Annotated in this window: 25 protein-coding genes and 2 tRNA genes; 8 read left to right on the top strand and 19 right to left on the bottom strand. The window is 65.7% G+C overall.

Going from position 1 to position 26,010, the window contains the following annotated elements:
* Positions 1-45 precede the first annotated feature (45 nt).
* The 6 genes from AC6LKD_RS16435 to AC6LKD_RS16410 all read right to left on the bottom strand — a co-directional run bounded on the left by AC6LKD_RS16435 (position 46) and on the right by AC6LKD_RS16410 (position 6,836).
* Positions 46-420 (bottom strand): hypothetical protein, encoded by a 375-nt coding sequence (locus tag AC6LKD_RS16435; protein ID WP_492274062.1) that lies wholly within the window; start codon positions 418-420, stop codon positions 46-48.
* Between the two features lie 171 nt (positions 421-591).
* Positions 592-1,305 carry a hypothetical protein gene (locus tag AC6LKD_RS16430; protein ID WP_013396560.1) on the bottom strand — a complete coding sequence of 238 codons (714 nt, stop codon included), beginning with the start codon at positions 1,303-1,305 and terminating at the stop codon, positions 592-594.
* 93 nt (positions 1,306-1,398) lie between these two features.
* Complete coding sequence (locus AC6LKD_RS16425; RefSeq protein WP_498116814.1) at positions 1,399-3,138, bottom strand: ABC transporter ATP-binding protein; 1,740 nt, start codon at positions 3,136-3,138, stop codon at positions 1,399-1,401.
* A gap of 112 nt (positions 3,139-3,250) precedes the next feature.
* Positions 3,251-3,326 (bottom strand) — tRNA-Phe (locus AC6LKD_RS16420).
* 35 nt (positions 3,327-3,361) lie between these two features.
* On the bottom strand, positions 3,362-5,851 hold the full coding sequence (locus AC6LKD_RS16415; RefSeq protein ID WP_498116812.1) for a mechanosensitive ion channel family protein: 2,490 nt from the start codon (positions 5,849-5,851) through the stop codon (positions 3,362-3,364).
* Positions 5,852-5,897: 46 nt separating this feature from the next.
* Positions 5,898-6,836 (bottom strand): LysR substrate-binding domain-containing protein, encoded by a 939-nt coding sequence (locus AC6LKD_RS16410; RefSeq protein WP_498116810.1) that lies wholly within the window; start codon positions 6,834-6,836, stop codon positions 5,898-5,900.
* Positions 6,837-6,990: 154 nt separating this feature from the next.
* Between AC6LKD_RS16410 and AC6LKD_RS16405 the strand changes: the two genes are divergently transcribed.
* Positions 6,991-8,025, top strand: a complete 1,035-nt coding sequence (locus AC6LKD_RS16405; protein ID WP_498116808.1) for a Bug family tripartite tricarboxylate transporter substrate binding protein — start codon at positions 6,991-6,993, stop codon at positions 8,023-8,025.
* Positions 8,026-8,058: 33 nt separating this feature from the next.
* A complete protein-coding gene (locus AC6LKD_RS16400; protein WP_013396555.1) occupies positions 8,059-8,691 on the top strand; it encodes an isochorismatase family protein in 633 nt (210 codons plus the stop codon).
* A gap of 108 nt (positions 8,692-8,799) precedes the next feature.
* Here AC6LKD_RS16400 and AC6LKD_RS16395 read toward each other — a convergent pair.
* Positions 8,800-8,875 (bottom strand) — tRNA-Phe (locus AC6LKD_RS16395).
* Positions 8,876-9,177: 302 nt separating this feature from the next.
* Here AC6LKD_RS16395 and hemA point away from each other — a divergent pair.
* The 5 genes from hemA (at position 9,178) to AC6LKD_RS16370 (ending at position 13,450) form a co-directional block, all read left to right on the top strand.
* Complete coding sequence (hemA, locus tag AC6LKD_RS16390; RefSeq protein ID WP_042796220.1) at positions 9,178-10,452, top strand: glutamyl-tRNA reductase; 1,275 nt, start codon at positions 9,178-9,180, stop codon at positions 10,450-10,452.
* Positions 10,453-10,542: 90 nt separating this feature from the next.
* A complete protein-coding gene (gene prfA, locus AC6LKD_RS16385) occupies positions 10,543-11,625 on the top strand; it encodes a peptide chain release factor 1 (RefSeq protein ID WP_013396553.1) in 1,083 nt (360 codons plus the stop codon).
* An 8-nt stretch (positions 11,626-11,633) separates the two neighbouring features.
* On the top strand, positions 11,634-12,458 hold the full coding sequence (prmC, locus tag AC6LKD_RS16380; RefSeq protein ID WP_498116807.1) for a peptide chain release factor N(5)-glutamine methyltransferase: 825 nt from the start codon (positions 11,634-11,636) through the stop codon (positions 12,456-12,458).
* Positions 12,459-12,552: 94 nt separating this feature from the next.
* Positions 12,553-12,879 (top strand): Grx4 family monothiol glutaredoxin, encoded by a 327-nt coding sequence (gene grxD, locus AC6LKD_RS16375; protein WP_041654416.1) that lies wholly within the window; start codon positions 12,553-12,555, stop codon positions 12,877-12,879.
* Between the two features lie 7 nt (positions 12,880-12,886).
* Positions 12,887-13,450, top strand: coding sequence for a UbiX family flavin prenyltransferase (locus AC6LKD_RS16370; RefSeq protein WP_013396550.1), 564 nt, complete (start codon positions 12,887-12,889; stop codon positions 13,448-13,450).
* 81 nt (positions 13,451-13,531) lie between these two features.
* Here AC6LKD_RS16370 and AC6LKD_RS16365 read toward each other — a convergent pair whose 3' ends face one another.
* Genes AC6LKD_RS16365 through AC6LKD_RS16340 form a run of 6 tightly spaced genes read right to left on the bottom strand, consistent with a single transcriptional unit; the run spans position 13,532 to position 17,344 of the window.
* Positions 13,532-14,572 (bottom strand): cyclase family protein, encoded by a 1,041-nt coding sequence (locus tag AC6LKD_RS16365; RefSeq protein ID WP_013396549.1) that lies wholly within the window; start codon positions 14,570-14,572, stop codon positions 13,532-13,534.
* Positions 14,573-14,577: 5 nt separating this feature from the next.
* Positions 14,578-15,357, bottom strand: a complete 780-nt coding sequence (gene pcaD / locus AC6LKD_RS16360) for a 3-oxoadipate enol-lactonase (RefSeq protein WP_013396548.1) — start codon at positions 15,355-15,357, stop codon at positions 14,578-14,580.
* A gap of 19 nt (positions 15,358-15,376) precedes the next feature.
* Complete coding sequence (locus AC6LKD_RS16355) at positions 15,377-15,673, bottom strand: YciI family protein (RefSeq protein ID WP_013396547.1); 297 nt, start codon at positions 15,671-15,673, stop codon at positions 15,377-15,379.
* A gap of 12 nt (positions 15,674-15,685) precedes the next feature.
* The gene (gene catC, locus AC6LKD_RS16350) at positions 15,686-15,961 is read right to left on the bottom strand and encodes a muconolactone Delta-isomerase (protein WP_013396546.1); all 276 of its coding nucleotides are present in this window, start codon (positions 15,959-15,961) and stop codon (positions 15,686-15,688) included.
* A gap of 52 nt (positions 15,962-16,013) precedes the next feature.
* Complete coding sequence (locus AC6LKD_RS16345; RefSeq protein ID WP_013396545.1) at positions 16,014-16,658, bottom strand: 3-oxoacid CoA-transferase subunit B; 645 nt, start codon at positions 16,656-16,658, stop codon at positions 16,014-16,016.
* Positions 16,655-17,344, bottom strand: coding sequence for a 3-oxoacid CoA-transferase subunit A (locus tag AC6LKD_RS16340; RefSeq protein ID WP_013396544.1), 690 nt, complete (start codon positions 17,342-17,344; stop codon positions 16,655-16,657). Before AC6LKD_RS16340 ends, AC6LKD_RS16345 begins: the two co-directional genes overlap by 4 nt.
* A 145-nt stretch (positions 17,345-17,489) precedes the next feature.
* On the opposite strand from AC6LKD_RS16340, the gene AC6LKD_RS16335 reads away from it, so the two are divergent.
* Entirely contained in the window at positions 17,490-18,272 is a 783-nt protein-coding gene (locus tag AC6LKD_RS16335; RefSeq protein ID WP_013396543.1) for an IclR family transcriptional regulator, read from the top strand.
* 47 nt (positions 18,273-18,319) lie between these two features.
* On the opposite strand, the gene AC6LKD_RS16330 is transcribed toward AC6LKD_RS16335, so the two are convergent.
* The 6 genes from AC6LKD_RS16330 to AC6LKD_RS16305 all read right to left on the bottom strand — a co-directional run bounded on the left by AC6LKD_RS16330 (position 18,320) and on the right by AC6LKD_RS16305 (position 25,913).
* Positions 18,320-19,048: an SDR family NAD(P)-dependent oxidoreductase gene (locus AC6LKD_RS16330; RefSeq protein WP_013396542.1), complete on the bottom strand. Its 729-nt coding sequence runs from the start codon at positions 19,046-19,048 to the stop codon at positions 18,320-18,322.
* 31 nt (positions 19,049-19,079) lie between these two features.
* Positions 19,080-20,420, bottom strand: a complete 1,341-nt coding sequence (locus tag AC6LKD_RS16325; protein WP_013396541.1) for a short-chain fatty acid transporter — start codon at positions 20,418-20,420, stop codon at positions 19,080-19,082.
* Between the two features lie 177 nt (positions 20,421-20,597).
* Positions 20,598-21,533 carry a 3-hydroxyacyl-CoA dehydrogenase family protein gene (locus tag AC6LKD_RS16320; protein ID WP_498116805.1) on the bottom strand — a complete coding sequence of 312 codons (936 nt, stop codon included), beginning with the start codon at positions 21,531-21,533 and terminating at the stop codon, positions 20,598-20,600.
* 270 nt (positions 21,534-21,803) lie between these two features.
* Complete coding sequence (locus AC6LKD_RS16315; RefSeq protein ID WP_498116803.1) at positions 21,804-24,185, bottom strand: TonB-dependent siderophore receptor; 2,382 nt, start codon at positions 24,183-24,185, stop codon at positions 21,804-21,806.
* Positions 24,186-24,383: 198 nt separating this feature from the next.
* A complete protein-coding gene (locus AC6LKD_RS16310; RefSeq protein ID WP_498116802.1) occupies positions 24,384-25,385 on the bottom strand; it encodes a FecR domain-containing protein in 1,002 nt (333 codons plus the stop codon).
* Between the two features lie 6 nt (positions 25,386-25,391).
* Entirely contained in the window at positions 25,392-25,913 is a 522-nt protein-coding gene (locus tag AC6LKD_RS16305; RefSeq protein WP_013396537.1) for a sigma-70 family RNA polymerase sigma factor, read from the bottom strand.
* Between the last annotated feature and the right edge of the window lie 97 nt (positions 25,914-26,010).

The following is a 26,010-nucleotide window of genomic DNA, read 5'->3' as shown; positions in this document are numbered from 1 at the left end:
GCCGGTGCCACTGCGGCGCCGGCCGCCAGCAATGACTCGTGGCGCTCAGCCCTTGGCAGCCGGGGACGCCGCCGAGGGCGCATCGCCCGCCGGATTCATCATCGATCCCATCATCTCGTGGCAGCCTTGCATGCTGGCGCCATTGGCGGGCATGGACTTCATATGTTCGCCCATCAAGGCCTGGCGCTCTTCGGCCGTCTTGGCCGCAGCCATCTGCTGGTGCATTCCGCCCATGGCTTGCATGTGTGCTTCCATGTTCTTCATCATGCCGGCGCCCGGCGCCTTTTGCGTATTGGAGGCCGGCTCGGCCGTGGCCGGATGATGCGTGTCATGTCCGCCGCTGGCGGCCTGCGCGTAGACCGCGCCTGTCATTCCCAGGCTCAACGCGCACGCACTGAACAAGGTGGTCAGGGTCTTCATGGTCAGCTCCTTTCTGTGGTCTGAAGTGCATGGACTCCAGTGTGGAGGGCTGACAGGGGCGGGGAGGTTACGCGTGGATTACTTTTTTGTAATGTTCCAGGGGCGCCGCATGCGCGATTTCAACCAGTACGCTTGCCCATGCCTTCTAGACCGCTTTTTGAAGAACGGCTATCATCCGTTCTCAGGCCACCGCGTAAAGATCGCATCCTGTTCCAAGGCCCGCGTCCGCCACGCATTGAGCAGGTCGGCCAGGGTCTCGTGGGTCAGCCCATACGTTTCACCCAAGCTGGAATTGCGCCCGACGATATGGCGGTTGAGCCCCGCAGTGCCGCCGCGTTCGACCGCGGCATCGTCGAAAACGATGAGCTTGGGCACCGCGCGGCTGACGCTGACCACGGTGAATTCGCTGGTGTCCTGCCAGCGTATTGTCCTGCCGTTCCACACCTGCCGGGTTTCGAAGCCATCGCGGCCTAGCCGCAAGGCGGTATCGTCTTTCGCGGCGCGCACCAGCAGCATGACCGCGCCGAGCAGAAAAAACCCGGCGCCGGGCCAGAGGATCAGTTGCTTCAGTGGCGGCAGCGCTTCGTGCAGCAGCATCCACAGGATCACGCCGCCGAAGGCCGCGGACAGGAACGAGAACACCAGCAACTTGCCTTTCGCGGCCTTGAGTACCAGGGGGCCTGGATAGCGTGCCAGCAACGTCGAGGCTGAGCGCGACTCACGCTGGAGCAGTTGCGGCCATATCTGCAGGACCGCGGTCACGGCGCAGACGCCGAAGAACAGCGTGACGGGAATCCCCGCCTCGGCGCCGTCCCGGATCATTTGCGAGCCCAGGAAAACAAACACCACGCTGATCGTCAGGCAGACATAGGCCAACAGGTTCATCCGCTTGCGTCCGGGCTGGCGCTGCGCTGCGTGGGAGGTGGGCGGCTGAGTCATGGCTACGGAGTGCAGGGGCTTGGCTGACGGGGCTTTCTATCAAGGTTGATGCCGGGACAATACTTCATCGCGCGGCCCCGCATCCACCACGCGTCCGGCTTCCATCACCACGATGGTGTCAAAGCGGTTGAGCAGGCTGGGGCGGTGCACCGAGGCCACGATGCAAGCCGTCGGGAAGGCGGCGTACATGCGGTCGAACACCCGGCCCTCCGCTTGCGGGTCAAGCGCGCTGGTGGGTTCGTCCAGCAGCAGCAAGGAACTGCCTTGCGCGGCCAGCGCGCCGCGCGACAGGGCCAGGCGTTGGCGTTGCCCGCCGGACAGATTGCTGCCGCGTTCATTCATCGGGCTGGCCAGGCCATCGGGCATGCGTTGCAGCACTTCGTCGAACACGCCGGTATGCACGGCGGCTTGCAGCGCCTGCGCATCGGCAGGTTCGCCGAAGGTGAGGTTCTCCTGCACGCTGGCTTCGAAGACTTCGGCCTCCTGCGGAATCAGCGTGGCCAGCGCGCGCAGTTCGGTCCAGTCCACGGGCTTGCCGTCGCGCAGCAGATCGCCCTGTTGCGGCGGATAGAGTCCGGCAAGGGTGCGCAGCAACGTGCTCTTGCCGCCGCCGCTGGCGCCGATCAGCGCGACGCGCGAGCCGCGGCGCAGCACCAGGTCGACGCCGTGCAGGCCGCCGCGTCCTTCGTCCGAGTAGCGCCAGGTGGCGCCGCGCAACTCCAGGGTCTGCCACGGCGCGTCGGGCTGGACCGCGGGGACGGCGGCTTCGGGATTGCCAGGGGCCTGCCAGATGGGCTCGGCGCTGCTGTAGTCGGTGTGCATGCGCGCGAAGCTCTGGAAGTTGGAGGCAATGGCGCTGACCACGGACGCGGCCTGCTGGGCGTACTGATAGATCATGAAGATGGTGCCCAGCAGCAGGGCTTGCCCGGGCTCGCGGTGCCGCAGCACATACTCCACCACGAGGATCCAGGTAAGGCACATGCCCGCCAGGTCGACCACGCACCACTTCACTTCGTTGATCCACAGGGCGCGGCGCAAGGGCTGCATGACCGCCTCCAGGCGGCGGCCCAGGATCTTGCGCGAGGCGGCTTGCAGCCGCAGGCCGATCACGGTGCCGGCATTGCTGACGAGGTCGAGCAGCGCGGCGACGTAGCGGCGTTCCTGGTCGTTTTCGGAACGGGCCAGCCGCATCAGCGCAAGGTCGAAGCGCAACGTGACGAGGGCGATAATCAGGTAACCGCTCACGGCGATGAGGCCGCTGACAGGCGACAGCAGGGTCAGCGCCACCAGAGGGCCGATGAAGTTCAAGGCGCTGTGCAGGTAGCCGTACATGCTGCGGGCGAAAGCCGACAGCGCGCGGCTGGATTGCAATACCCGATGCTGCAGGTCGCCGGAATGCCTGCCGTCGCGCCAGGTCAGCGGGGCGGCCGCGATGCGGGCATAGAGATCGTCGGCCTGCCGTTGGCGGACATGCACGCCTACGTTGCCTTCCAGGACGCGTCCCGGGCCGTGGAACACCCAGGACATCATGTAGCTGCCGACCAGGAACAGGATCCAGAGGCCGGCGGTGGACATGTCGTTTTGCTGCAAGGCGTTGATGGCGTGGGAGGCCAGCCAGGGCAGGGTCAGCTTGACCAACTGCGCGCCCGACAGCAGCGCGATGGCGCCCATCAGCTGCCGCCGCGCGCCGTCGGCATAGTGCCAGAGCGCGCGACACAGCACGAGCGCCGCGCGGCCCATGCCGATGGAGGAGGACGGGGAAGAGGAATCAGGCGTCATCGCGTGGAGGGGAAGTCAGGGGTGGCACGGCGTGACTATGCTATCCGACAAACGCCGCCGCGCACCAAAGCAAAAGGCCCCGCCAAAGGCGGGGCCAGCTGCTTGAATTCATTGGTGGCCTGGGGCGGAATCGAACCACCGACACAAGGATTTTCAATCCTCTGCTCTACCGACTGAGCTACCAGGCCAACGCGAAAGTCCGCCACTATACACAATATCCGCGTCATGTGGGAGGCGGCCCGCCATCCGGCGCGGCGCGGCGGGCTTGCGCGAGGACGGCGCAAGCTTCCGGAGAGATGCTGCGCAGGTGCAGGTCGGTCTGCGGATAGGGTATCCCGATGCCGGCCTGCGTCAGCGCCTCGTACATCCGCGACAACATGTCGCTGCGGATGGACATCCACTGGTCGAAGTCCGGCGTCCAGGCGCGGATGCTGAAATCCAGGGTGCTGGCGCCGAAGCCCATGAAGAGCGCGATGGGCGCCGGCTGGGTGGAGACGCCCAGGGTGCCACGCGCCACCGAGCCCAGCAGTTCGATGGCCTGCGCGGGGTCGGTGCCGTAGGCCAGGCCCAGGTTGATTTCGATGCGGCGGTTGCGGTCCAGCATGGTCCAGTTGGTCAGTTTTTCCGAAAGCAGGGTGCCGTTCGGGACCACCACGTCGGCCCCTTCAAAGGTCCTGATGCGGGTTGCGCGCATGCCGATCTCGCGCACCTGTCCGGAGGTCTCGCCGATTTCCACCACGTCGCCCGGCTGGATGGGACGTTCGAACATCAGGATCAGGCCGGACACGAAGTTGTTGACCACGTTCTGCAGGCCGAAGCCTATGCCCACGCCCAGGGCGCCGAGCACCAGGGCCAGTTGGCTGGTCCTGACGCCGGCGGCCGACAGCGCCACCGCCAGGCCCAGCAGCAGCACCGAGTAGTAGGTCAGTGAGGCGATGCTGTTGCCCACGCCGCGCGGCAGGGGCATGCGGGCCAGCACTTCGTCGTGCAGCACCAGGCGGATCGCCCGCGCGGCCCAGAACGCGATCACCACGGAGATTGCGAACACCAGGATGTTGCCCAGACTGATGGTGATGTCCCCGAGCGCCAGCGTGTACGACAGTACTTTCGTCGTGACGGCATAGGTGCCGCGCAGAATGCGGAAGCGGTCCATCGTGTAGAGGGTCCAGCCCACGACGGCGCTGGCCATCACCAGGCGGATCAGCAGTTGCACCAGGGGCGGGGCGTGCTCGCGCGCGATGCGGAAGCGCGACACGCCGGGCCGGGCCAGCAGCAGCTGCAGCAGGGTGACGATGATGGTGACTCCGGCGTAGAGCATCAGGCCGAAGTAGCCGCTGCTGATGACGGCGCTGGTCAGCATCTCGGCCATCGACAGGTTGCCGATCAGGTTGGAGACGCCGGCAATGGCCAGCAACGCCACGGCGACCCAGGCGCCGGCACGCACGGCCTTGTGCAGCCGGCTGGGCGCCTGGGCGTTGCCGCGGCGCTGGGCGCGGGCATGCAGCCAAAGCGCCGTTGCCAGGGCCAGCAGGGTGATGGCGAGGTTGTGCAGCCGGTACAGCGTTTCGCTGGCCAGGAAGAAAATGCCCAGCCGCTCCGCCAGATACAGGCCGGTGATGGCGTAGGGCCACAGATCCAGCTGCTCGCGCGCGGTCGGTGGCAGCAGGCGCAGGACTGGCACTACCGCCAGCAGCAGCGCGATCTGCAGCACGATCAGCGGCGCATCCGACTCCAGCAGCTGCACTCCCATCATGGCCAGCAGCAGCCAGGCGGACAGCGGGCGTCCCAGCACCCTTGCGGCCGTCTGGCTCATTTCACCGGCCCGGATCGCGTGGCGGCTGTGCCAGGCCAGCCAGAGCAGCAGCGGCAGCAGCACGACTTGCAGCACATGCAGGGCCAGCTGGTTGCCGGTGTCGGCCGCGGCGTACTGGCGGGCGAAGCGCAGTTCCATGTCCAGGCCGGAGCGTAGATAGGCCATCGCATCGCTGCGCGCGGTCGGCGTGAAGGTAGCCGCCCATAGCGGGGGCGCGTCCAGTTCAAGCAGGCGGGCGTCGATGTAGTTGATGGCATCGGCCACCGCGCGCTGCCCGGACTGGATGCGCTCTTCAACGGCGTTGGCGCGCTGGCCCAGCGCGATCTGGCGGCCCAGCGGCACGGACAGCGCTTGTTCGGCCCGGACCAGTTGGGCGATGACGGAGTCGATCCGGCCGGTCAGGGCCGGCGGCAGGTCGGCGGCGCCGGGCGCGGTCTTGAGAGACTGCCAGGCATCCCGGCGGCGCGCCAGTTCGGCGGCGTCGCCGGCATAGGCCGCGGTCGCCTGGCGCATGTCCTCCTGCCAGGCCGCGAAACGGCGCGCGTCGAACATCCAGTGCCGCTCCAGGCTTTCCAGCCGCATGATGGGCAGGCTGCGCAATTGGGCCGGCTGGAACTGCTGAAGCTTTTCGTCGACGGACCGGGAAATCGATTCCAGGCGCGGCGCCAGCAAGTCGGTGGGGTCGGCGCCGGTGACGCGTTCCATGACGCTTTCGGCGTAGCGGTGATCGGTGTCCGCTCGCAGCGGGATTTCCGCCACCAGGATAGCCTGGACCTGGGTGGAAACGGGGGCGGGGCGGAGCGGCGCCGTCGCGGCGCTTTGCGCGTGCGCGGGGCCCAGCAGGCAGGCCAGCAGTGCAATCAGACCGAAAAGCGCTTTTGCTCTTGCTGTTGCGCGCATGTCGCGGCTCCGGTGGATGGATGCGGCGGGCTACGGGGAGGGCGTCTTACGATATCGCGGAAGGGCGGGCCAGGGAAAGGGGCGCGGGTATCGACTGCCTGGCCCATTGATGGAGCGCGGCGGCAAATCCCAGCACGACCTGGCGGTCTTCGTCGGATCGGCGCATGAGATAGACGCTGGACGAAATCTGCGGCATGTCTTTTTCATGTGCAAGTTCGCAGATCGCGACGGCATCGGCGCGCAGGCGTGCAATCGATTCGGGGACGATGGAGATCCCGAGTCCGGCGGCCACCAGATTGACCACGGCGGGCACTTCCACGACCTGTTGGACGATCTGCGGCTCGAAGCGCGAAAACAGGCAGGCCTGGTACACCGAGTCGGCAAAGATGGACGACCCCAGGCGGAAGAACACGAAATCTTCGTCTTTCAATTCCTGCAGGCGCAGCCGCTTGCGGCGCGACAGCGGATGGCCTGGTGGCAGCACGACCACCGACGAGTCGTGCCATAGCAGCTCGGCGGCGAATGTCGGATCGTCAGGGATGCCGCGCGAGAGGCATAGATCCAGGCGCCTGTCCTGCAGCCCTGTCAGTTGATCGGACGGGGGCATTTCCTTCAAGGCCACGTCCACCTGCGGCCGCTCCTGTTGGAACTCGCGGATGAACTGGGGCAAGGTGCCGAGGAAGTGCGAGCCGGTCAAGCCCAGCGTCACGCACCCTTCCAGGCCCTGCGCCACGCGCTGTACCTGAAGCCTGGCCTCGTCCAGGCGATCCAGCACGGCGCGGACGTGGGGCAGCAGCACGCTGCCCGCTTCACTGAGCTGGACGCTTCTGCTGGTGCGTATGAAAAGACGGACGCCAAGGTCGTCCTCCAGATTGCTCAGTTGCTGGCTGAGCGGAGGTTGCGAAATGTGCAGCTTCCGGGCCGCTTTGGTAAAGCTCTGTTCTTCCGCAATCGCCGCAAAGTACCGAAGCTGCCGCAAGTCCATGGCTGGGCATCCCGTCCAATTTATCTGGAAACACTATAGATGATTCCTTAATTCGTATTGGACGATATCGATCTCGATGCCGAGAATTGCCATCAAATGATTCGCTCCAGGCAGCTGGACGCGGACGATAAACACAAAGAATGGGGAGCGGACAATGAACCTGGTTGTTTCAGTCGCGGCATGGAAGTTCCATTTCAACCCGAACAAACTGGTCAAGATGAAAAAGATACTGAGTTTCTCTGCGCTGATTCTCGCCCTGAGCCTTGCCCATGCTGGCGCCGTCCACGCGCAAGGCTATCCGTCGAAGGCCGTCACGGTCATCGTGCCGCACGGACCAGGAGGGGCAAACGATGCGGTCGCCCGGCCTTTTGCCCAAAAAATCGGCGAGCGTCTGCATCAGACCTTCGTGGTGGAGAACCGGGCGGGTGCGGGCGGCAATATCGGTATCGGCGTGTCGGCGCGCGGCAGCCAGGACGGCTACAACCTGCTGCTGACCGTGGGCAGCAGCTATACCATCAGCCCGTTCGTGTACAAGTCCGTGCCATTCGATCCCAAGAAGGACTTCGAGCCCATCGGCTTGGTGGCGACGGCGCCTTATGTCTTGGTCGTGAACCCGGAGCTGCCGGTAAAGACCGTGCAGGACCTGATTTCGTTGGCGCAAAGCAAGCCTGGCCAACTGCACATGGCGTCCGCGGGCAATGGCACGCTCGATCATTTGCTGGGCGAAATGTTCAAGCGGGCCGCCGGCGTCGACATGATGCACATTCCCTACAAGGGCGCCTCCGCCGCCAACACGCACATGGTGTCTGGCCGGGTGTCGGTGACTTTCACCAGTTGGCCCAGCGTCATGTCGTTCGTCCATGCCGGCAAGCTGCGCCTGATCGCGGTTGCATCGTCCGAGCGCTCATCGTTGCTGCCGGACGTACCTACCATCGCGGAGACGGTGCCGGGCGTGGCGGCCATGTCGTGGTATGGCCTGTTCGCCCCGGCCGGCACCCCGGCGGACGTGGTCGCCACGCTGCGCCAGGAAACCTCGAGCGTGCTTGCGGACAAGTCGTTTCAAGCCAACTTGAAGGCCCAGGGGGCGGTAGCGGCGAATACCACGCCCGCTCAGTTCTCCGAGCTGATCGATACCGACCTGAAAACGTGGTCCGGAATCATCGAGCAGACCGGCGCCCGGATCGAGTGACCGCCGCCAAATTCTTTTGTTTTGGAGTTTTGCATGAGTAGCGCAGCGGAAAACTACAAGGGCGTATGGGGGCATCGAGTCGGGTTTGGCGACAAGGCGGCATTGCTACTCATCGACTTCGTGCAAGCCTATACGCTTGAAGAATCGCCCATGTTTGGCGCGGGCGTCGTGGCCGCGGTGGCGCATAGCGCGGAGATCCTGCGCGCGGCGCGGGATGCCGGAATGATGGTGATCCACACAACGATCACGCACCAATCCCACACGCTGGCCGACGCCGGTGCCTGGTATCGCAAGTCGCCCATCCTCGAACTGTTCAAACACGCGCCTTACAACGAGTTTTGCGGCGGCTTGGAACCCTTGCCCGGCGAGATCGTCCTGCACAAGCAGTACGCCAGCAGTTTTTTCGGCACCAGCCTGGCCAGCACGCTGACGGCTTCCAAGGTCGACACCCTGATCGTGCTGGGATGCTCCACCAGCGGCTGCGTGCGCGCGACGGCAGTGGATGGCGTGCAGCACGGCCTGAACGTGATCGTGGTGCGGGAGGGAGTGGGGGATCGCCACCCGGATCCGCATGAAGCCAATCTTTTCGATATCGACAGCAAGTATGGGGATGTGGTGTCCAAGCGGGCCGCACTCGAATTCATCCGCGCGCATCGGGCGGCGTAGGGGGTTCTGACTGCCGCCAGAATGCCGGGCGACGGACCGATATCGGCGACCAAAACAAAAAGCCCCGCCGTAGTGGATACGGGGCGGGGCTCGTTGCTTGAATCTTTTTGGTGGCCTGGGGCGGAATCGAACCACCGACACAAGGATTTTCAATCCTCTGCTCTACCGACTGAGCTACCAGGCCAACGAAGTCCGCAACTATACACAATTTTTGAGGCTTGCGCCAGTCGGGGGAGAAAATCTTGGATATCGCCTTGCCCTGCCGGATCGCCGCATGAATCCTGGGCCAAATTGTTGGGCGGATGGCACGAAAGGTGCGACCCAGGGTCGCGGCCCTGGGGTGAAATGGCCTGGGGATAACCCGCGGGGGTATAATGATTAGCGGTCTGACGCTGCTCCCAGGTTGAATTTCCCCTGCTTGCCGCGCCTCGTTCTTAGTGGCAGTACTTAACGCTTACGCGCGGATGGCCCGGCCATCCTTCCCACATGTCGGTAGCTGTCCTTGCCTTCGGTCTGAATCACACGTCCGCGCCGGTTTCGGTCCGCGAGCGTGTTTCCATGCCCGTCGATCTGGTGAAGCCCGCGCTGGAAGGCTTGCGCTCGGCCTTCGGCGGCTCGGTCCGCGAAGCCGCCATCCTGTCCACCTGTAACCGCACCGAAATCTATTGCGCCGCTGACGGCCACGTGGCGGATCAACTGCCCGCCTGGCTGGCGGATTACAACCGCCTGGACGCCGGCACGCTGCGCCCGCATCTCTACCGCCATCACCAAGATGACGCCGTGCGCCACGCTTTCCGCGTGGCCAGCGGCCTGGATTCCATGGTGCTGGGCGAAACCCAGATCGTGGGCCAGATGAAGGACGCCGTGCGCGCCGCCGGCGAAGCCGGCTCGCTGGGCACCTTGCTGCACCAGATGTTCCAGCGCACCTTCTCGGTGGCCAAGGAAGTGCGGTCGCAGACCGCCATCGGCGCGCAGTCGGTGTCCATGGCCGCCGCCGCGGTGCGCCTGGCCGAGCGCGTGTTCGGCAATCTGGACCAGGCCCGCACGCTGTTCATCGGCGCGGGCGAAATGATCGAATTGTGCGCCACGCACTTCGCCGCGCAACGTCCGCGCAGCATGGTGGTGGCCAACCGCACGGCCGAACGCGCCGAAGTCCTGGCCAACCGGTTCGCGGCCAGCACCATGAAGCTGTCGGACCTGACGGACCGCCTGTCCGAGTTCGACGTCATCGTTTCCTGTACGGCAAGCTCCCTGCCCATCCTCGGTTTGGGGATGGTGGAACGGGCCACGCGCCTGCGCCGCCACCGCCCCATGGTCATGATCGACCTGGCCGTGCCGCGCGACATCGAACCCGAAGTCGGCCGCCTGGACGACGTCTACCTGTATTCGGTGGATGACCTGGGCCGCCTGGTGCAGACCGGCACCGACGCGCGCCGCGCGGCCGTGGTGCAGGCCGAAGCCATCATCGAAACCCGCGTCCAGGGCTTCATGCACTGGATGCAGTCCCGCGAAGTGGTGCCCGTCATCCGCGACCTGCACCAGGCCGCCGAAGACGTCCGCAGCGCCGAGCTGGAACGCGCCCGCCGCCTGCTGGCGCGGGGCGAATCGCCGGAAGCCGTGCTCGAGCAGCTGGCCCATGGCCTGACGCAAAAGTACCTGCACGGCCCGCTGGCGGCGCTGAACCGCAGCGAAGGCGACGACCGCAAGCAGCTGCTTGCCTGGATGCCGCGCCTGTTCCCCGGCCGCGACTCCCGCCGTTAGCGATTCTGCCCCACGTCCCGCCTCCTGGCGGGCGTTCGTCTTTTGGGCGCCCGCTATCCGCTTTCCCGTTTTTCTTTTTGGTCATTCCCCATGAAATCTTCCATGCGCAGCCGGCTGGAGCACCTGTGTCACCGCCTCATCGAGGTCGACGCGCTGCTCGCCGAACCGGAAACCGCGTCCGACATGGACCGTTTTCGCAAGCTCTCGCGCGAACGCGCGGAACTGGAACCCGTGGTCGAGGCGTTCACCGCTTTCGCCCGCACGGAGGATGATCTGGCCGCGGCCCAGGAAATGCTGTCCGACCCGGATCTGAAGTCCATGGCCGAGGACGAGATCAAATCCGGCCGCGCCAAGCTCGAAGAGCTGGAAGCCGCGCTGCAATTGCTGCTGCTGCCGCGTGACCCCAATGACGGGCGCAGCCTGTTCCTGGAAATCCGCGCGGGCACGGGCGGCGACGAAAGCGCGCTGTTCTCGGGCGACCTGCTGCGCATGTACACGCGCTACGCTGAACAGCGCGGCTGGCGCGTGGAGCTGATGTCCGAGAGCGCGTCTGAACTGGGCGGCTACAAGGAAGTGATCGCGCGCATCGACGGCGACGGCGCCTATGGCCGCCTGAAGTTCGAATCCGGCGCGCACCGCGTGCAGCGCGTGCCCGCCACCGAGGCGCAGGGCCGCATCCATACCTCCGCGTGCACGGTGGCCATCATGGCCGAAGCGGACGAGATGTCGGAAATCGTCATCAACCCCAATGATTTGCGCATCGACACCTTCCGCGCCAGCGGCGCGGGCGGGCAGCACATCAACAAGACCGATTCGGCGGTGCGCATCACCCACTTGCCGACCGGGCTGGTGGTGGAATGCCAGGACGACCGTTCGCAGCACCGCAACAAGGACAAGGCCATGCAGGTGCTGGCCGCGCGCTTGAAAGACAAGGAAACCCGCGAACGGCAGAGCAAGGAAGCCGCTGAGCGCAAGAGCCTGATCGGCTCGGGCGACCGCTCCGAGCGCATCCGCACCTACAACTTCCCGCAAGGCCGCGTGACCGACCACCGCATCAACCTGACGCTGTACAAGCTGCAGCAGATCATGGAAGGCGATCTGGAAGAGTTGACCGGCGCGCTCATCGCCGAACACCAGGCCGAGCAGCTGGCGGCCCTGGGCGACGACATCTGAGCCCGGCCATGACGCCGCCCCAGCTGAAAAGCCTGCTGCTCGACACGCGCCTGCCCCGCCTGGAGGTGCGCATGCTGCTGGAGCACGTGCTGGCCAAGCCGCGCGCCTGGCTGCTGGCGCACGATACCGACCCTTTGCTGCCCGAGACCGCCGCCGCCTACGAAGCCCTGGCCCAGCGGCGCCTGGCCGGGGAGCCCATGGCCTACCTGCTGGGCCACCGCGAATTCATGGGCCATCGTTTCCGCGTGACCCCGGACGTGCTGATTCCGCGCCCGGATACCGAGGTGCTGGTGGAAACCGCGCTGGAATGCCTGGCCGGCCAGGCCGCGCCCGCGGTGCTGGACCTGGGCACGGGTAGCGGTGCAATCGCCATTTCCATTGCCCTGGCGCGCCGCGACGCGCGGGTGATGGCGTCCGACGTGAGCGCCGCCGCGCTGGCGGTCGCCGCCGCCAACGCCTGGGATCTGGCCGCGTCCGTGCGCCTGGTCGAAGGCAGTTGGTACCAGGCCGTGCCGGCGGGAGAAGGCTTCGACCTGATCGTGTCCAATCCGCCCTATGTGGCCTGCGACGACCCGCACCTGGACCAGGGCGACGTGCGTTTCGAGCCGCGGGGGGCGCTGACCGACGGCGCGGGCGGGCTGGAAGACCTGGCTCGCATCGTCCAGGGCGCCGGCCGCCACCTGAAGCGGGGCGGCGCCCTGTGGCTGGAGCATGGCTGGGACCAGGCGCAAGCCGTGCGCGACCAGCTGGCCGCGGCCGGATTCCAGGACGTGCACAGCCGCCGGGACCTGGCCGGCATCGAGCGTATTTCCGGTGGCCGGCTGCCCACCTGACCCCATTCCCGGTGGGGCGCCCGGGGTATCCGGGCGGATTTCCCCGCTGTACCTATAATTGGCGTATTCCGTTATGCCTGTCCAAGAGACCACCATGAGCGACGTTCAAGAATTCATCCGCGAAACCGTGACCCAGCACCCCGTCGTGCTGTTCATGAAGGGCACCGCCCAATTCCCGCAATGCGGCTTTTCCGGCAAGGCCATCCAGATCCTGAAGGGCTGTGGCGTGAAGAAGCTGGTCACCGTCAATGTGCTGGAAGACGACGAAGTCCGCCAGGGCATCAAGGAGTTCTCCAGCTGGCCCACGATTCCGCAGCTGTACGTGGCTGGCGAGTTCATCGGCGGCTCGGACATCATGAACGAGATGAACGAATCCGGCGAACTGAAGACGCTGCTGGATCAATCCGGCGCAACGGCCTGATCAGCCCATGCGGCGACTGGTCATCGGCATCACGGGCGCCACGGGCGCCCTGTACGCGGTGCGCATGCTGCAGGCATTGCGCGGCGTGGACGATGTCGAAACGCATCTGGTGGTGTCGGCGTCCGGCGTGCTGAACATCAAGCACGAACTGGACGTCGGCCGCCATGATGTCTATGCACTGGCGGACCACGTGCACAGCGTGCGCGACGTGGGCGCCACCCTGGCCAGCGGCGCGTTCCAGACCGCGGGCATGGTGATCGTGCCATGCTCCATGCGTACGCTGGCGGCCGTGGCCCATGGCCTGTCGGATAACCTCATCACCCGCGCCGCCGACGTCACCCTCAAGGAACGCCGGCGTCTGGTAATGATGGTGCGCGAGACGCCGTTCAACCTGGCGCATCTGCGCAATATGACCGCCGTGACCGAAATGGGCGGCATCGTGTTTCCGCCGCTGCCCGCGTTCTACCACCGGCCCGCTTCCATTGAAGAAATGGTGGACCATACCGTGGCACGCGTGCTGGAGATGTTCGATATCGTGGTGCCTGGCCCGCATTGGGAAGGCATGAAGTAACGATCGCCGCATCTAAAAAAAGAGCTCCAAGTCTGGAGCTCTTTTCATTTGCGCGATATGCGCTTGCGCGGTTCGCAGCAATCACACCGTCGCGATCGGCGTGACCGGCGACCCGATCGCATGCGGCAGGCGCAAGGGCGGCGCGGTCAGCATGAAGTGATGCCGGCCGTTGGCGTGCAGCCAGTCCGCCAGGTCCTTCAGGTACCAGAGTTCCGCCAGCGGCAGGCCCAGCTTGAACAGGCAATGGTGGTGCAGCGGCAGCATGGCGCGCGGGCCGGTTTTCTCGCGCGCGGGATAGGCTTCCACGGCGTAGTTGTCGGCGCAGATGGCGGCGATGCCGCTGTCGGTGATCCATTGCAGCAGCGCCTGGTCGGTGCCGTCCAGCGCCGCGCCGTAGGTGTGCAGCGTTTCGGCGTCGGGCGTGCCGTTCATGGCGACCACCGCTTCGGCATAGCCGGTGCGCAGCACCAGCATGTCGCCGGGTTCGACGCTGATGTTGTCGGCCTTCAGCACGTGCATCAGTTCCGCGTGGCCGATCAGCGTGCGGCCGGCGCCGTAGTGACGGAACAGGTCCACCAGCACGCCGCGGCCCTGCATGCCTTTCTGGGCCAGGTTTTCCACGCCCAGCTTCAGCGCCGCGGACGGGCCGCCGCTGTTGCAGCCGCAGCCGGTATGGTCGCCGTCGGCCGGACCGATGACGTCCACGCCGGCCTGGTAGCCGTTGTAGTAGCGCAGTTCGGGCTTGCCGTCGCCGTCGGCGTCGAACAAGGCGCCCACGTGGGCCAGCGCGTCCCATTGCGTCGAATACTGCATCGACAGCAGCACCTGGTCGTCGCTCAGCACGTCGACCGCGTCCGGGTTGACGTTGCGCAGCGGGAAGTTCAGGTACGGCGTGTCCGCCAGGCGCGTGGGGCTCAGCTGCGGCGGATGGCGGCGCGGGTTGAGCACGTTGCCGCCGGGCAGGTCCAGCGGCAGCGACAGGCAGAAGGTCTTGCCGGCGCGGATTTCGCGCGCACCTTTCAGGACCTGTTCTTCGGTGATGAGGTTCAGGCGGCCGAGTTGGTCGTCGGGTCCGAAGTCGCCCCAGTTGGAGCCTTCGGGCCGGTTTTTCCAGCGCTGCATGCCGTTTACCCCTTCAGGAAGTCGACGACCGTGCGGGTGAAGACTTCCGGTTGCTCCCAGTTCGAGATATGGGAGGTGTTCATTTCAAAGTAGCGCGCGCCAGGTATGGCTGCGGCCAGCTCTTGGCCTTGGGCCGGCGTGGCGGCCAGATCGTGCGTGCTGCTGATGACCAGCGTGGGCGCCTTGATCGAGGCCACCTGTTCGCGGAAGTCGGCGTCGCGCAGCGCGGCGCAATTGCCCGAGTAGCCGGCGTCCGGCGTGCGGCGCAGCATGTCGATCAGCACCTGGGTCAGTCCCGGCTCGGCGGCGCGGTAGCTGTCGGTGAGCCAGCGTTCGACCAGCGTGGGCGCCATCTTTTCCAGGGTCTGTTCGGCGACCGCGGCGATGCGGGCGCTCCAGCCTTCGGCCGAGCCGATGCGCGCGGCGGTGTTGCACAGGATCAGCTTGTCCAGCAGCTCGGGACGCGCCAGCGCCAGCCACAGGCCGGTGGGGCCGCCCATCGACAGGCCGCAGAAGTGCGCGCGCTTGATGTTCAGGTGCGCCAGCAGTTCGGCGACGTCGTTGCCCAGCTGTTCGAAGCTGTATTCGCCTTCGGGGATGGACGATTTGCCGTGGCCGCGGGTGTCGTAGCGCAGCACACGGAAGTGCTTGCTCAGTTCGGGAATCTGGCGGGCCCACATGTCGGAGCAGGTGCCCAGCGAGTTGGAGAGCACCAGCACCGGCGCATCCGCGGGGCCATCGATGACGTAGTACAGCCGTGCCTGGCTGAGATCGGCGTAAGACATGTGGGTTTATTCCTTGCGATTACAGATGGCAGACGCCGTCGAGGTAGGCCTTGCGCCAGCGCGTGATGGTCACGCGCTCGAACAGGCCGGCCAGGGAGAATGGGTCGGCATCGATGAACTGCTGCGCGGCTTCGCGCGTTTCCAGGGCCACGATGTACAGGCCGCCGCCGGCATCCTTGCCGTCGTCCTGCAGCTTGGCGCCGCAGGCCAGCAGCAGTTGCTTGTTCGTGTCCAGGTATTCCAGGTGCGCGGCGCGATGCTGCTGGCGCACTTCCTGGTGGCCGGGCTTGTCGAACGTTTCGATGATGTAGGGCATGGACTGCTCCTGTCAGATCGCCGAGGGGTGGCGCGCCAGCGCCGTGACGTTGATATCCATGTACGGGAACAGCGGCAGCGAGGACAGCAGCGCGTGCAGTTCATCGTTGCTTTCGACGTCGAAGATGCTGACGTTGGCGTAGCGGCCGGCCACGCGCCACAGGTTCTTCCACTTGCCGTCGCGTTGTAGCTGCTGCGCCAGGGCCTTTTCGTCGGCCTTCAGCTTGTCGGCGCGCTCGGCGGGCATGTCGACGGGAAGATTGACCTGCATTTGAACCATGAACAACATGATGACTCTCTCCTGTAAAGCCGCTCCGGCCCTGCCGGAGCGCGCACAAAACTCAGCGGGAAAACTTCAGCGGCAGGCCAGTCAGGCGCAGCAGCTCGTCGGCGGTGGTGTCGCCGAACATGTCGATGACGGTCACGCCGTCGGCGCGGATGTCGAACACCGCCACGTCGGTGTACACGCGCGACACGCAGCGCACGCCGGTCAGCGGATAGGTGCAGGCTTCGACCAGTTTGCTCTGGCCTTCGCGGGTCTGCAGTTCCATCATCACGAAGACGTCCTTGGCGCCGATGGCCAGGTCCATCGCGCCGCCCACGGCGGGGATGGCGTCGGGCGCGCCGGTGTGCCAGTTGGCCAGGTCGCCGTGTTGCGACACCTGGAAGGCGCCCAGCACGCAGATGTCCAGGTGGCCGCCGCGCATCATTGCGAACGAGTCGGCGTGATGGAAGAACGAGCAGCCGGGCAGTTCCGTTACGGGCTGCTTGCCGGCGTTGATCAGGTCGTAATCTTCTTCGCCCTTGGCGGGGGCAGGGCCCATGCCCAGCATGCCGTTTTCGGTGTGCAGGATGACTTCGCGGTCAGCCGGCAGATGGTTGGCGACGAGCGTGGGCAGGCCGATGCCCAGGTTCACGTAGGCGCCTTCGGGAATGTCCTGCGCCACGCGGGCGGCGATCTGGTCGCGGGTCAGTTTGGTGCTCATTGCTGCTCCTTGGCGGCCGGGGTGGCTGCGATCTGCACGACGCGTTTGACGAAGATGCCGGGGGTCACGACGGTTTCGGGGTCCAGCTCGCCCAGTTCAACCACTTCGCGCACCTGCGCCACGGCTACGCGCGCGGCGCTCGCCATGATGGGGCCGAAGTTGCGGGCGGTCTTGCGGTAGACCAGATTGCCCCAGCGGTCGCCGCGCTCGGCCTTGATGAGCGCGTAGTCGGCGTGCAGCGGATACTCCAGCACGTACTGGCGGCCGTTGATCTCGCGGATCTCCTTGCCGTCGGCCAGCGGCGTGCCGTAGCCGGTGGGCGTGAAGAACGCGCCGATGCCGGCGCCGGCGGCGCGGATGCGTTCGGCCAGGTTGCCCTGGGGCACGAGTTCCAGCTCGATCTTGCCGCTGCGGTACAGGCCGTCGAAGATCTGCGAATCCACCTGGCGCGGGAATGAACAGATGATCTTGCGCACGCGGTTGGCGCCCAGCAGGGCGGCCAGGCCGGTGGTGCCGTTGCCGGCGTTGTTGTTGATGATGACCAGGTCCTTGGCGCCCTGCTCGAGCAGGGCGTCGATCAGTTCCATGGGCTGGCCGGCAGTGCCGAAGCCGCCGATCATGACGGTGGCGCCGTCGGGTACGTCCGCCAGGGCGGCCGCCGCGCTTGCAACAAGCTTAGAAATCATGATGTTTGCTCATAGGTGGCGTGTCATAATTTGTTCTTAATTAGAACTTTCGTTCTTCTGAAGAACATCGTTTCATGGGGATGAACCGGGCGTCAAGGCGAGCCGGCGCGGCGTCATCCCCATTTACTCTTTTTGCGGTAGACGGATGGCCGAGCAAGATACCCAGCAACCCAGCGACAGCTACGTGCAGTCCTTCGCGCGCGGCTTGTCCGTGATCCGGGCCTTTGGCCCCGACCGTTCGCAGATGACGCTGTCCGAGGTCGCCGCGGTGACCGGGCTGACTCGCGCCGGCGCGCGCCGCATCCTGCTGACGCTGGAGCACCTGGGCTACGTCACCGTCGACGACCGCAAGTTCGCGCTGACCCCGCGCATCCTGGAACTCGGCTACGCCTACCTGTCCGGCACGCCGCTGTGGAACTTGGCGTTGCCGTACATGGAAGAAGTGGCCGAGCAGACGCGGGAGTCGTGTTCCGTTTCGGTGCTGGAAGGCGCGGACATCGTCTACATCCTGCGCCTGTCCACGCACAAGGTCATGACCATCAACCTGGCCGTGGGCAGCCGTCTGCCGGCCTGGGTGACGTCGATGGGCCGCGTGCTGCTGGCGGGGCTGACGGAGCAGGAGCTGGACCGGGTGCTGGCGCTGAGCCAGATCCAGTCCTACACGCCGCACACCATCACGGACATCGCCGAACTCAAGCGCGTGCTGGCCGGCGTGCGCGCCGACGGCTACGCCTGCGTCGCGCAGGAACTGGAGCCGGGGCTGCAGTCGGTGGCCGTGCCCATCATGGACCGCAGCGGCCGCGTGATCGCCGCGATGAACGTCAGCGGCCATGCCAATCGCTTCACACGCGAGGAGATGCTGGCGGCTTTCCTGCCGCCGTTGCGCCGCGCGGCCGACCAGATCAACCACGCCCTGCTGCGCCGCTAGGCGGGGCAGGGAGGGGAAGAGGGCGGCCGGGGTGCGCATGGCTGGCCTCAGATCGGCGCGACGCCCAGCGTCGTGCCGCCGCAGACGTACAGCATCTGGCCGGTGACGAAGCCGTTGTCCGGAGACAGGAAGAACATCGCGGCGCGCGCCACGTCTTCCGGCGTGCCCAGGCGCTTGACCACGATGCTGTTGATGATGCGTTCAGTCTGCGGCGCGCCAGCAGGATTGCTCTTGGTGAACAGATCAGTGGCGATGGGGCCGGGACCGATGGCGTTGACGGTGATGCCGTCGCCGCCCAGTTCCATGGCCAGCGTGCGGGTCAGGCCCACCAGGCCGGCCTTGGTGGCCGAATAGACCACGCGGTCCGGCTTGCCCAGCGCGGCGCGCGACGACATGTTCACGATGCGGCCGAAACCGGCCTCGCGCATGGCGGGCAGCGCGGCCTGCACCAGGATCAGCGCGGTGCGCAGATGCAAATTGACTACGTAGTCCAGGTCCGCCAGCGTGGCCGTGTCGGCCGTGCCGGGACGGGTGGCGCCAGCGTTGTTGACCAGGCCCACGATGCTGTAGGCCTCGGTCACTTCGCGGGCGACTTCCTGGGTGCGCGCTTCGTCGGTCAGGTCAGCCTGATATGACACCAGCCCCGCAGGCGGATTTTCGGGCAGCTTGTAGTCGATGTTGACGACCTTGTGTCCCGCATCCAGCAGCATGCGGATGATCGCCGCTCCGATCCCGGCGCTGCCGCCGGTCACGAGATACGCAGTAGGTTTGCTCATATCGGTTCCGTTCCTAGAGTAAGCGTGCCGGTCAGTGGGTGAGGTAGCCCCAAAGGAGGACGGCGGTGATGTGGATCACGCCGACCCACAGCATCATGATGACGGTATAGCCCATCACGTCGCGCAGCTTGAGCTTGGACAACGCCAGCGCCGGCAGGATCCAGAAAGGCTGCACCAGGTCGTTCCAGGCGTTGCCCAGCATGACGGCCATGGTGGTCTGGTTCAGCGCGCTGCCGATTTCCTTGGCGGCGTCGATCATGAACGGACCCTGGATGACCCAGTGGCCGCCGGCCGACGGCGCGAAGAAGTTGATGACGAACGAGCTGATCAGACCCCAGAACGGCAGCGATTCGGGCGTGGCCACGTCGACGAACACTTGGGAGATCGTGGTGACCAGGCCGGAAGCGGCCATGATGGCCATGATGCCGGCGTAGAAGGGGTACTGCAGGATGATGCCGGAGATCGTCTTGATGCCTTCAGTCAGCTTGGCGACGTAGGCGGCCGGCGTGCCCAGCAGGATGATGCCCAGGAACAGGATGATGAAGTTGATCAGGTTCAGGTCCAGCGAGCCGCCGTCCATGAAGTGGAAGGTCACGTAGGCGATGCCCAGCGCGCCAATCAGCAGGCTCAGGATGCGGCTGTTGTTCAGCTTGGAGGCGATGGTGCCCTTTTCCAGCATGTCTTCGGCGGCGTTGGACGTGTTGGCGTCGCGATCGATGGCCGGGTCCACTTCAACGATCTTCTCGCCCTTCTTCGGGTGCAGCCAGGCATTGAGCAGCGGCAGCGTCACGATGATGACCAGGCTGGTGATCAGCATGGGCACCGAGAAAATGGTTTCCGACAGCGGGATGGTGCCCATCTGCTTGGCGGTGGGGTGGTTGGGCGTCGCCACCAGCACGGGAATACTGGCCGACAGGCCCAGGCCGTACATGGTGAAGCCGCTGTACGCGGCAGCGATGATCAGCGGGTAGTGCACGCCCTTGACCTTGAGCGCCAGCTTCTTGGCGACGATGCCACCGATGACCAGGCCGAAGCCCCAGTTCAGGTAGCTGCCAATGCCGCCGACCAGCGTCGCCACGATGATGGCGGTATGCGGCTTGTGCACGTGGCTGACGATGCGGTTGAGCAGGCGGTCGGTGAGCGGCGCGGTGGCCAGCACATAGCCCATTGCCAGGATCACGGCCATCTGGGTCGTGAAGGCCAAGAGGCTCCAGAAGCCGTTGCCCCAGGCGCGGGTGATGTCGCCGATGCCCTTGCCTTCGACGCCCATGGCCAGCAGCACGGTGAGCAGGGTCAGCGCGATCGCGAAGACGAAGGGATCGGGCAGATACTTGCGCATCAGCTCGGTAAAGAATGAAGCCAGTTTATTCATGATGCTTCCTACAAACTCCGGTCAGGCTGTTTTTTCGCGTCTTGCGCCGCCCGGCGCCGGGTGTCGGCGGGGGCGGGTGGGACGATTGCTTTCTTTGTGTGGTTGGGCTTGTGGCCCGCTGGCGCTGGTGGCGGGAAGCCCCGCGCCTTATGTAGTGAATGCTTGCTGGCGGAACCGTCAGGAGCCGCTGGCCTTGCCGTTGAGCCACGCGGCCAGCTCGCCCAGCGCGGCGCTTTTTTCGCGCAGCACGCGTTCGCGGCGCTCGGGGCTCCAGGTGTAGAAACCCTGGCCGCTCTTGGCGCCGATCTGGCCGCTTTCGACCTTGCTCTTCAAGAGCTCGGAGGGTTCCGTGCGGTTTTCCAGGTCTTTGTAGAGATAGCTGGCGATCGCGTAGTGCACGTCGATGCCGTTCATGTCGCGTTGCTCCAGCGGACCCGACAGCGCCAGGCGGATGCCCAGGCTCCACTTGACCACTTCGTCGATGTCTTCCGCGCTGGCCACGCCTTTCTCCAGCAGCGAGATGGCCTCGCGGGCCAGCGCATGCTGGATGCGGTTGGCGATGAAGCCGGGGATGTCCTGGCGCACCAGCACCGGGCGCTTGCCGGCATGACGCAACGTGGCCATGACCCGGGCTACGGTGTCTTCAGAAGTGCCGTCGTTGCGCACCACTTCCACCAGCGGAATCACGTCGGCGGGGGTGAAGAAATGGGTGCCCACGAAGCGGTCGCGGCGCACCACCGCGCTGGCGATGGCGTTGATGGACAGGCCGGAGGTGTTGGTGGCGAAGAGGGTATGCGCCGGGCACAGGGAATCCAGCTTGGCGAAGATGCCGCGCTTGAGTTCCAGGTTTTCCGGCACGGCCTCGATCACCAGGTCGCTGTTGCAGGCCGCTTCCAGCCCGGGCGCGACTTGAATGCGCTGCATCGCTTCCTGGACGTTGCCGGGAGCGTAGACATTCAGCTGGCGGTCTATGGTCTGCAGCGCGCGCTCCAGCGCGCCTTCCATCGGGTCGATCAGGACGACGTTCAATCCCTTCGAGGCGAACAGCGCGGCGATGCCGCTGCCCATGGCGCCTGCGCCGACGATGGCGAGATTCTTGAGGGGAGTATCCATGATGGTTCGCTCGGTGCTGACTGACACGCCGGGCTTGCGGGCGGCACGTGCGGAACCAGGATGCTTTCTGTCTCTTCCGGAGTGCCTTCCTGTGCGCCTGGCCAGAAAAATCGTTTTGTTCTATATACGAACATTTGTGCGTATATAGAATTTCTGAAAGAGATAGTACTAAAAGTCGCGGGGGGCGGACAAATGGGGGATTTTGGGTGTCCGGCTGGTGGACGGAGGGCCGGCCCGGACTCTGGTGGGAGCGTGGGCCGGTCTCTTGCCTTACCAGCGATAGGAGGCGGTGCCTATCACCCGGCGCGGCTCGCCGTAGAAGCAGCCGTAGGTGCAACTGCCGATATACGTCTTGTCGGTCAGGTTGGACGCGTTCAGCGCGAACTTCCACGGCCCCGTCGCGTAGCTGATCATGGCGTCGAACAGCGTGAAGGACGGTACCTCCACCGGCATGCCGTGCGCCATGCCGCGGGTGCTGCCCACATAGCGTATCCCCGCACCGATTCTCAGGCCCGGCAGGCCGAAGTCGCCGAAGCCGTAGTCGCCCCATAGCGAGAACTGGTTGTAGGGGACCGAATTCAGGCGCCTGCCTTCCTCGTCGGGCTGCAAGGGGCTGGCCTTGAGCGTGCGCGCGTCGGTGTAGGCGTAGGCCGCGATCAGGTTGGCATTGCGGCCGATGCGGGTGCGCGCTTCCAGTTCCAGGCCGCGAGTTCGCGCCTCGCCGGCCTGTATCTGGTAGGACGTGTCCAGGGGATCGGTCACGGTCATGTTCTTGCGGGTCAGTTGGTAGACCGCCGCCGAGAGCATGGTGTCCGAGCCCGCAGGCTGGTAGCGCAGGCCGGCTTCGTATTGCTGGCCGGTGGTGGGCTGGAAGCGGCTGCCCTGGCGGTCCTGGCCGCTGGTGGGCTCGAACGATTCGCTATAGCTCAGGAATGGCGCCAGCCCGTTGTCGGCCAGGTAGACCAGGCCGGCGCGGCCGGTGAAGGCCTTGCTCTTTTCGCCGTCCGCATATTTTTCGTCGGTGAAGAAGTTGCGTTCGTCGACCGTCACCCAATCCTGGCGCCCGCCCAGCAGGACCACCCATTTGTCGGCGATCTTGATCTGGTCCTGAACGTAGATGCCCAGGCGCTTCATGTCGGTGATGGAGGAAGATCCGGGGAAGGGCGCGACGGGGCCCAGTGGCGCGCCGTAGACGGGATCGTAGAGGTCGATGTTGTTGTTGCTGCGGATATAGCGTTCGGTTTCGTGCTTGGGTAGCGAGTAATCGATGCCCGCCAGCAAGGTGTGGCGCACCATGCCGCTGCCCACTTCGTATTGCAAGGACGTATCGGAGATCAGCGCGGAGGAACGGTCCCAGCGCGGCATTGCCCCTCGGTCGGCGGTCCAGCGCTGGTCGGGCGCGAGTTGCCAGATGTCGGTGGAGTGATAGGTGCTGTCCGCATGGAAGTAGCGCGCGCTGTTGCGCAGTTTCAGCTGGCTGTTGAAGGCATGTTCGAACAGATAGCCGATCGAATAGCGCTCCATGTTGAATTTGTCGAAGCCAGGCTCGCCGGTAAAGCGGTTGCGGGGAATCTTGCCGTTGACGTTGGGGAGCACCGTGCCTTGCGCCGGCAGGCCATAGACGTAGACGGTATGGTCCTTCTGGTACTCCGCAAGCAGTGTCAGCGAGGTGGCGGCGCTGGGCTGCCAGGTGATTGCAGGCGCGATATAAGTCCTGTCGTCGGGCACGTGGTCAATGAACGTATCGCTGTCGCGCAGCAGCGCGGTCAGGCGGTATGACCATTTGCCTTCCTCGTCCAGCGCCCCGCCGAAGTCGCCGGATATCTGCTTGCGGCTGTAGTTGCCCGCTTCCACGTTCAGTTCGCGCAGCGGCTCGATGGTGGGGCGTTTGCTTACCGTATTGATGATGCCGCCTGGAGACGCCGAACCGTAAAGAACGGACGATGCGCCCTTGAGGAACTCGATCCGCTCCAGCCCGTACACTTCCTGCCGTCCGTTGTAGATGTTCACGGTGTACAGCATGCCGTCGCGATAGTAGTTGCCCAGGTTGCTGCGGAAGCCTCGCAGGAACAGGCTGTCGGATGTGCGGTCCATGCCTTCGGCGCGGCTGACGCCCGCCACGTAGCCCAGCGCATCCTGAATGCTCTGCGACTTCAGCGTGTCGATTTCTTCCGCGCCCACGACCGAGATGGATTGTGGCGTTTCGATGATGGGCGTGTCGGTGCGGGTGCCGGCCGCGCTGAGCCGGGCGGTGTAGCCATGTAGCGGGCCGGTGGCGGTTTCCGCAGCCTGCGCGGTGACGGTCACCGCTTCGAGCGTGGTGGCGTCCTGGTGTGACGCCGGAGCGCGGCGCAGGGTGTAGCTGCCGTTGCTTTCCCGCAGGGCCTGCAGGCCTTGGCCGCGCAACAGTTCGGCGTAGCCTTCGCGCACCGAATAGCTGCCGGACAGGCCGTTGCTGTGCTTGCCATGCAGCAAGGTGGCGTCCATGCTCAGCTCGACGCCGGCTGCACTGGCATAGGCATTGAGCACCTGGCTCAGCGGGCCGCCGGGAATGTCGTAGCTGCGCCTGGCCTCGGCGCTCTGCGCCAGCGCGGTGGCGGGGACGGCCGGGATGAAGCAGAGCGCTGCGCTGAACGACAGCGCCAGACGCATCAGACGGAGCGTTGCGGGGCGCGGCGTTGGCACTATTGACGCGTAGGTACGCGACGTGGAATGCGGATGACGGGACATGAGGCGATGCCTTGGGGTTCGTGCTGGAGAAGTAGGGGGTTCACCCTGTATCCCGAGCAAGAAGGCCGGATCCGCAATCGCCGCCTGAGAAAAGTTGTAACGGCCGCTGCCGGCTGGCCATCATTCAGCGGCCTGCACCGTCACCCAATATCGCGTCCGGTAGGTCACGGCCACCGGAAGAGCCCGCGTCAGGTTGTCCAACGCCCGGTCCGTGTCACGCACGGAAAAGACGCCGCTGACGAGCAGGCCCGCAACGTCGGGATCGCAGCGCAGCAGGCCCGGCCGATAGCGCGCCAGTTCGGCCAGGAATTGGTCCAGGCGCATGGCATCGGCCACCAGTATTCCGCGACTCCAGGCTGCCGCGCTTTCCGCCGCAGGGCTGGGAGCGGCGGCCCCGATCGCGGAAAAGCGCGAGCCCTGGCCGGCCTGAAGCAGGACCGCCTGGTCCGGCGCGCTGGCGGGACGGATTTCCACGGCGCCTTCGAATACGGCCACGCGGGACGTTTCGGCATCGTCCCTGACCGAGAACCGGGTTCCCAGCGCCTGGATGGAACCGTGCCGGCTGCGCACCCGGAACGGCCGGGGCATGGCGGCGGGATCCGGCGCGGTCGCAATCAATATCTCTCCGGCGCGCAGCACCACCAGGCGTTCGTCCTCGGAGAATCTCAGGTCGATGGCGGTGGCGGTCGACAGCGTCACGCTGGAGCCGTCCGGCAGGGTGATCGCCCGTATTTCCCCTGTGCCGCTGCGGTAGTCGGCCGTGGCGGCTTGCCAAGAGTCGGTGCCGCGCAAGACATAGCCCATGCCCGCGATCGTCGCGCCCAGCCCCAGCAGGCCAATCGCGCGGCGCCGTGAGGCGCTGGCCGGCCGCTGCCGCAAGGCGTGGCTTGCGGCCTGCGGCGATACGCTGCCAAGCTTGTCTTCGAACGCCTGCAGCCGTTGCCAGGCCAGTTCATGGTCCGCATGCTGCGCGCGCCAGCGGGTGCATGCGGCTTGGTCCGCAGGGTTTGCGTCGTCCGACCACAGGCGCGCCATCCATTCGGCCGCCTGCTGCACGATGCAAGGGTCGATGGCGCGATTGGGCGCCTGCGGCGTCGGCGGAATGGCGGGCGAGGCGGGCATGCGCGGTCAGCCGCCAGGAGCCGCGTGCTGGGCCAGGTAGCAGGCCACGAGCGCGGACGCCACGTACTTTTCCACCGACGATACCGACACGCCCAGCCGAGCTGCGATATCGCGATAGCTCAGGCCGTCCAGCTTGCGCAAGAGCAGTGCTTCGCGAACCTTGGCCGGCAGGCTTTGCAGCACGGCGTCGATCTCGACCAGCGCCTGGACCGCCAGCGCGCGGGCCTCCTCCGATGGCGCAAACGCCCGCGGCAGGTGGGCCAGGGTTTCCAGATAGGCGGCCTCGAGCTGGCGGCGGCGGTAGAGGTCGATCACCAGGCCGTTGGCGACCTGCGCCAGGTGTTGGCGGGACTGGTGCGGTTCGGGCAGCCGGCCAGTATGCAGGATGCGCAGATACGTATCGTGCGCCAGATCCGCCGCGTCGAACGCATTGCCCAGCCTGCGGCGCAGCCAGCTTCTCAGCCAGCTGTGATGATCGGCATACAGGCCTTCGATGCCCTGCTGCGCTGCGGATTGGTTGGTCGACATGCGGGCCCCTGCAGCGCCCCGAGGCGGCAAAAATGGCGCGGGTTAAAGATGAGAATCGGACTCATTCTATACCGCGCGCCATTGTGCCAGCAATGCG

The sequence above is a fragment of the Achromobacter sp. D7-1 genome (assembly GCF_059760445.1).
This window is presented reverse-complemented; position numbering and strand designations above follow the sequence as displayed.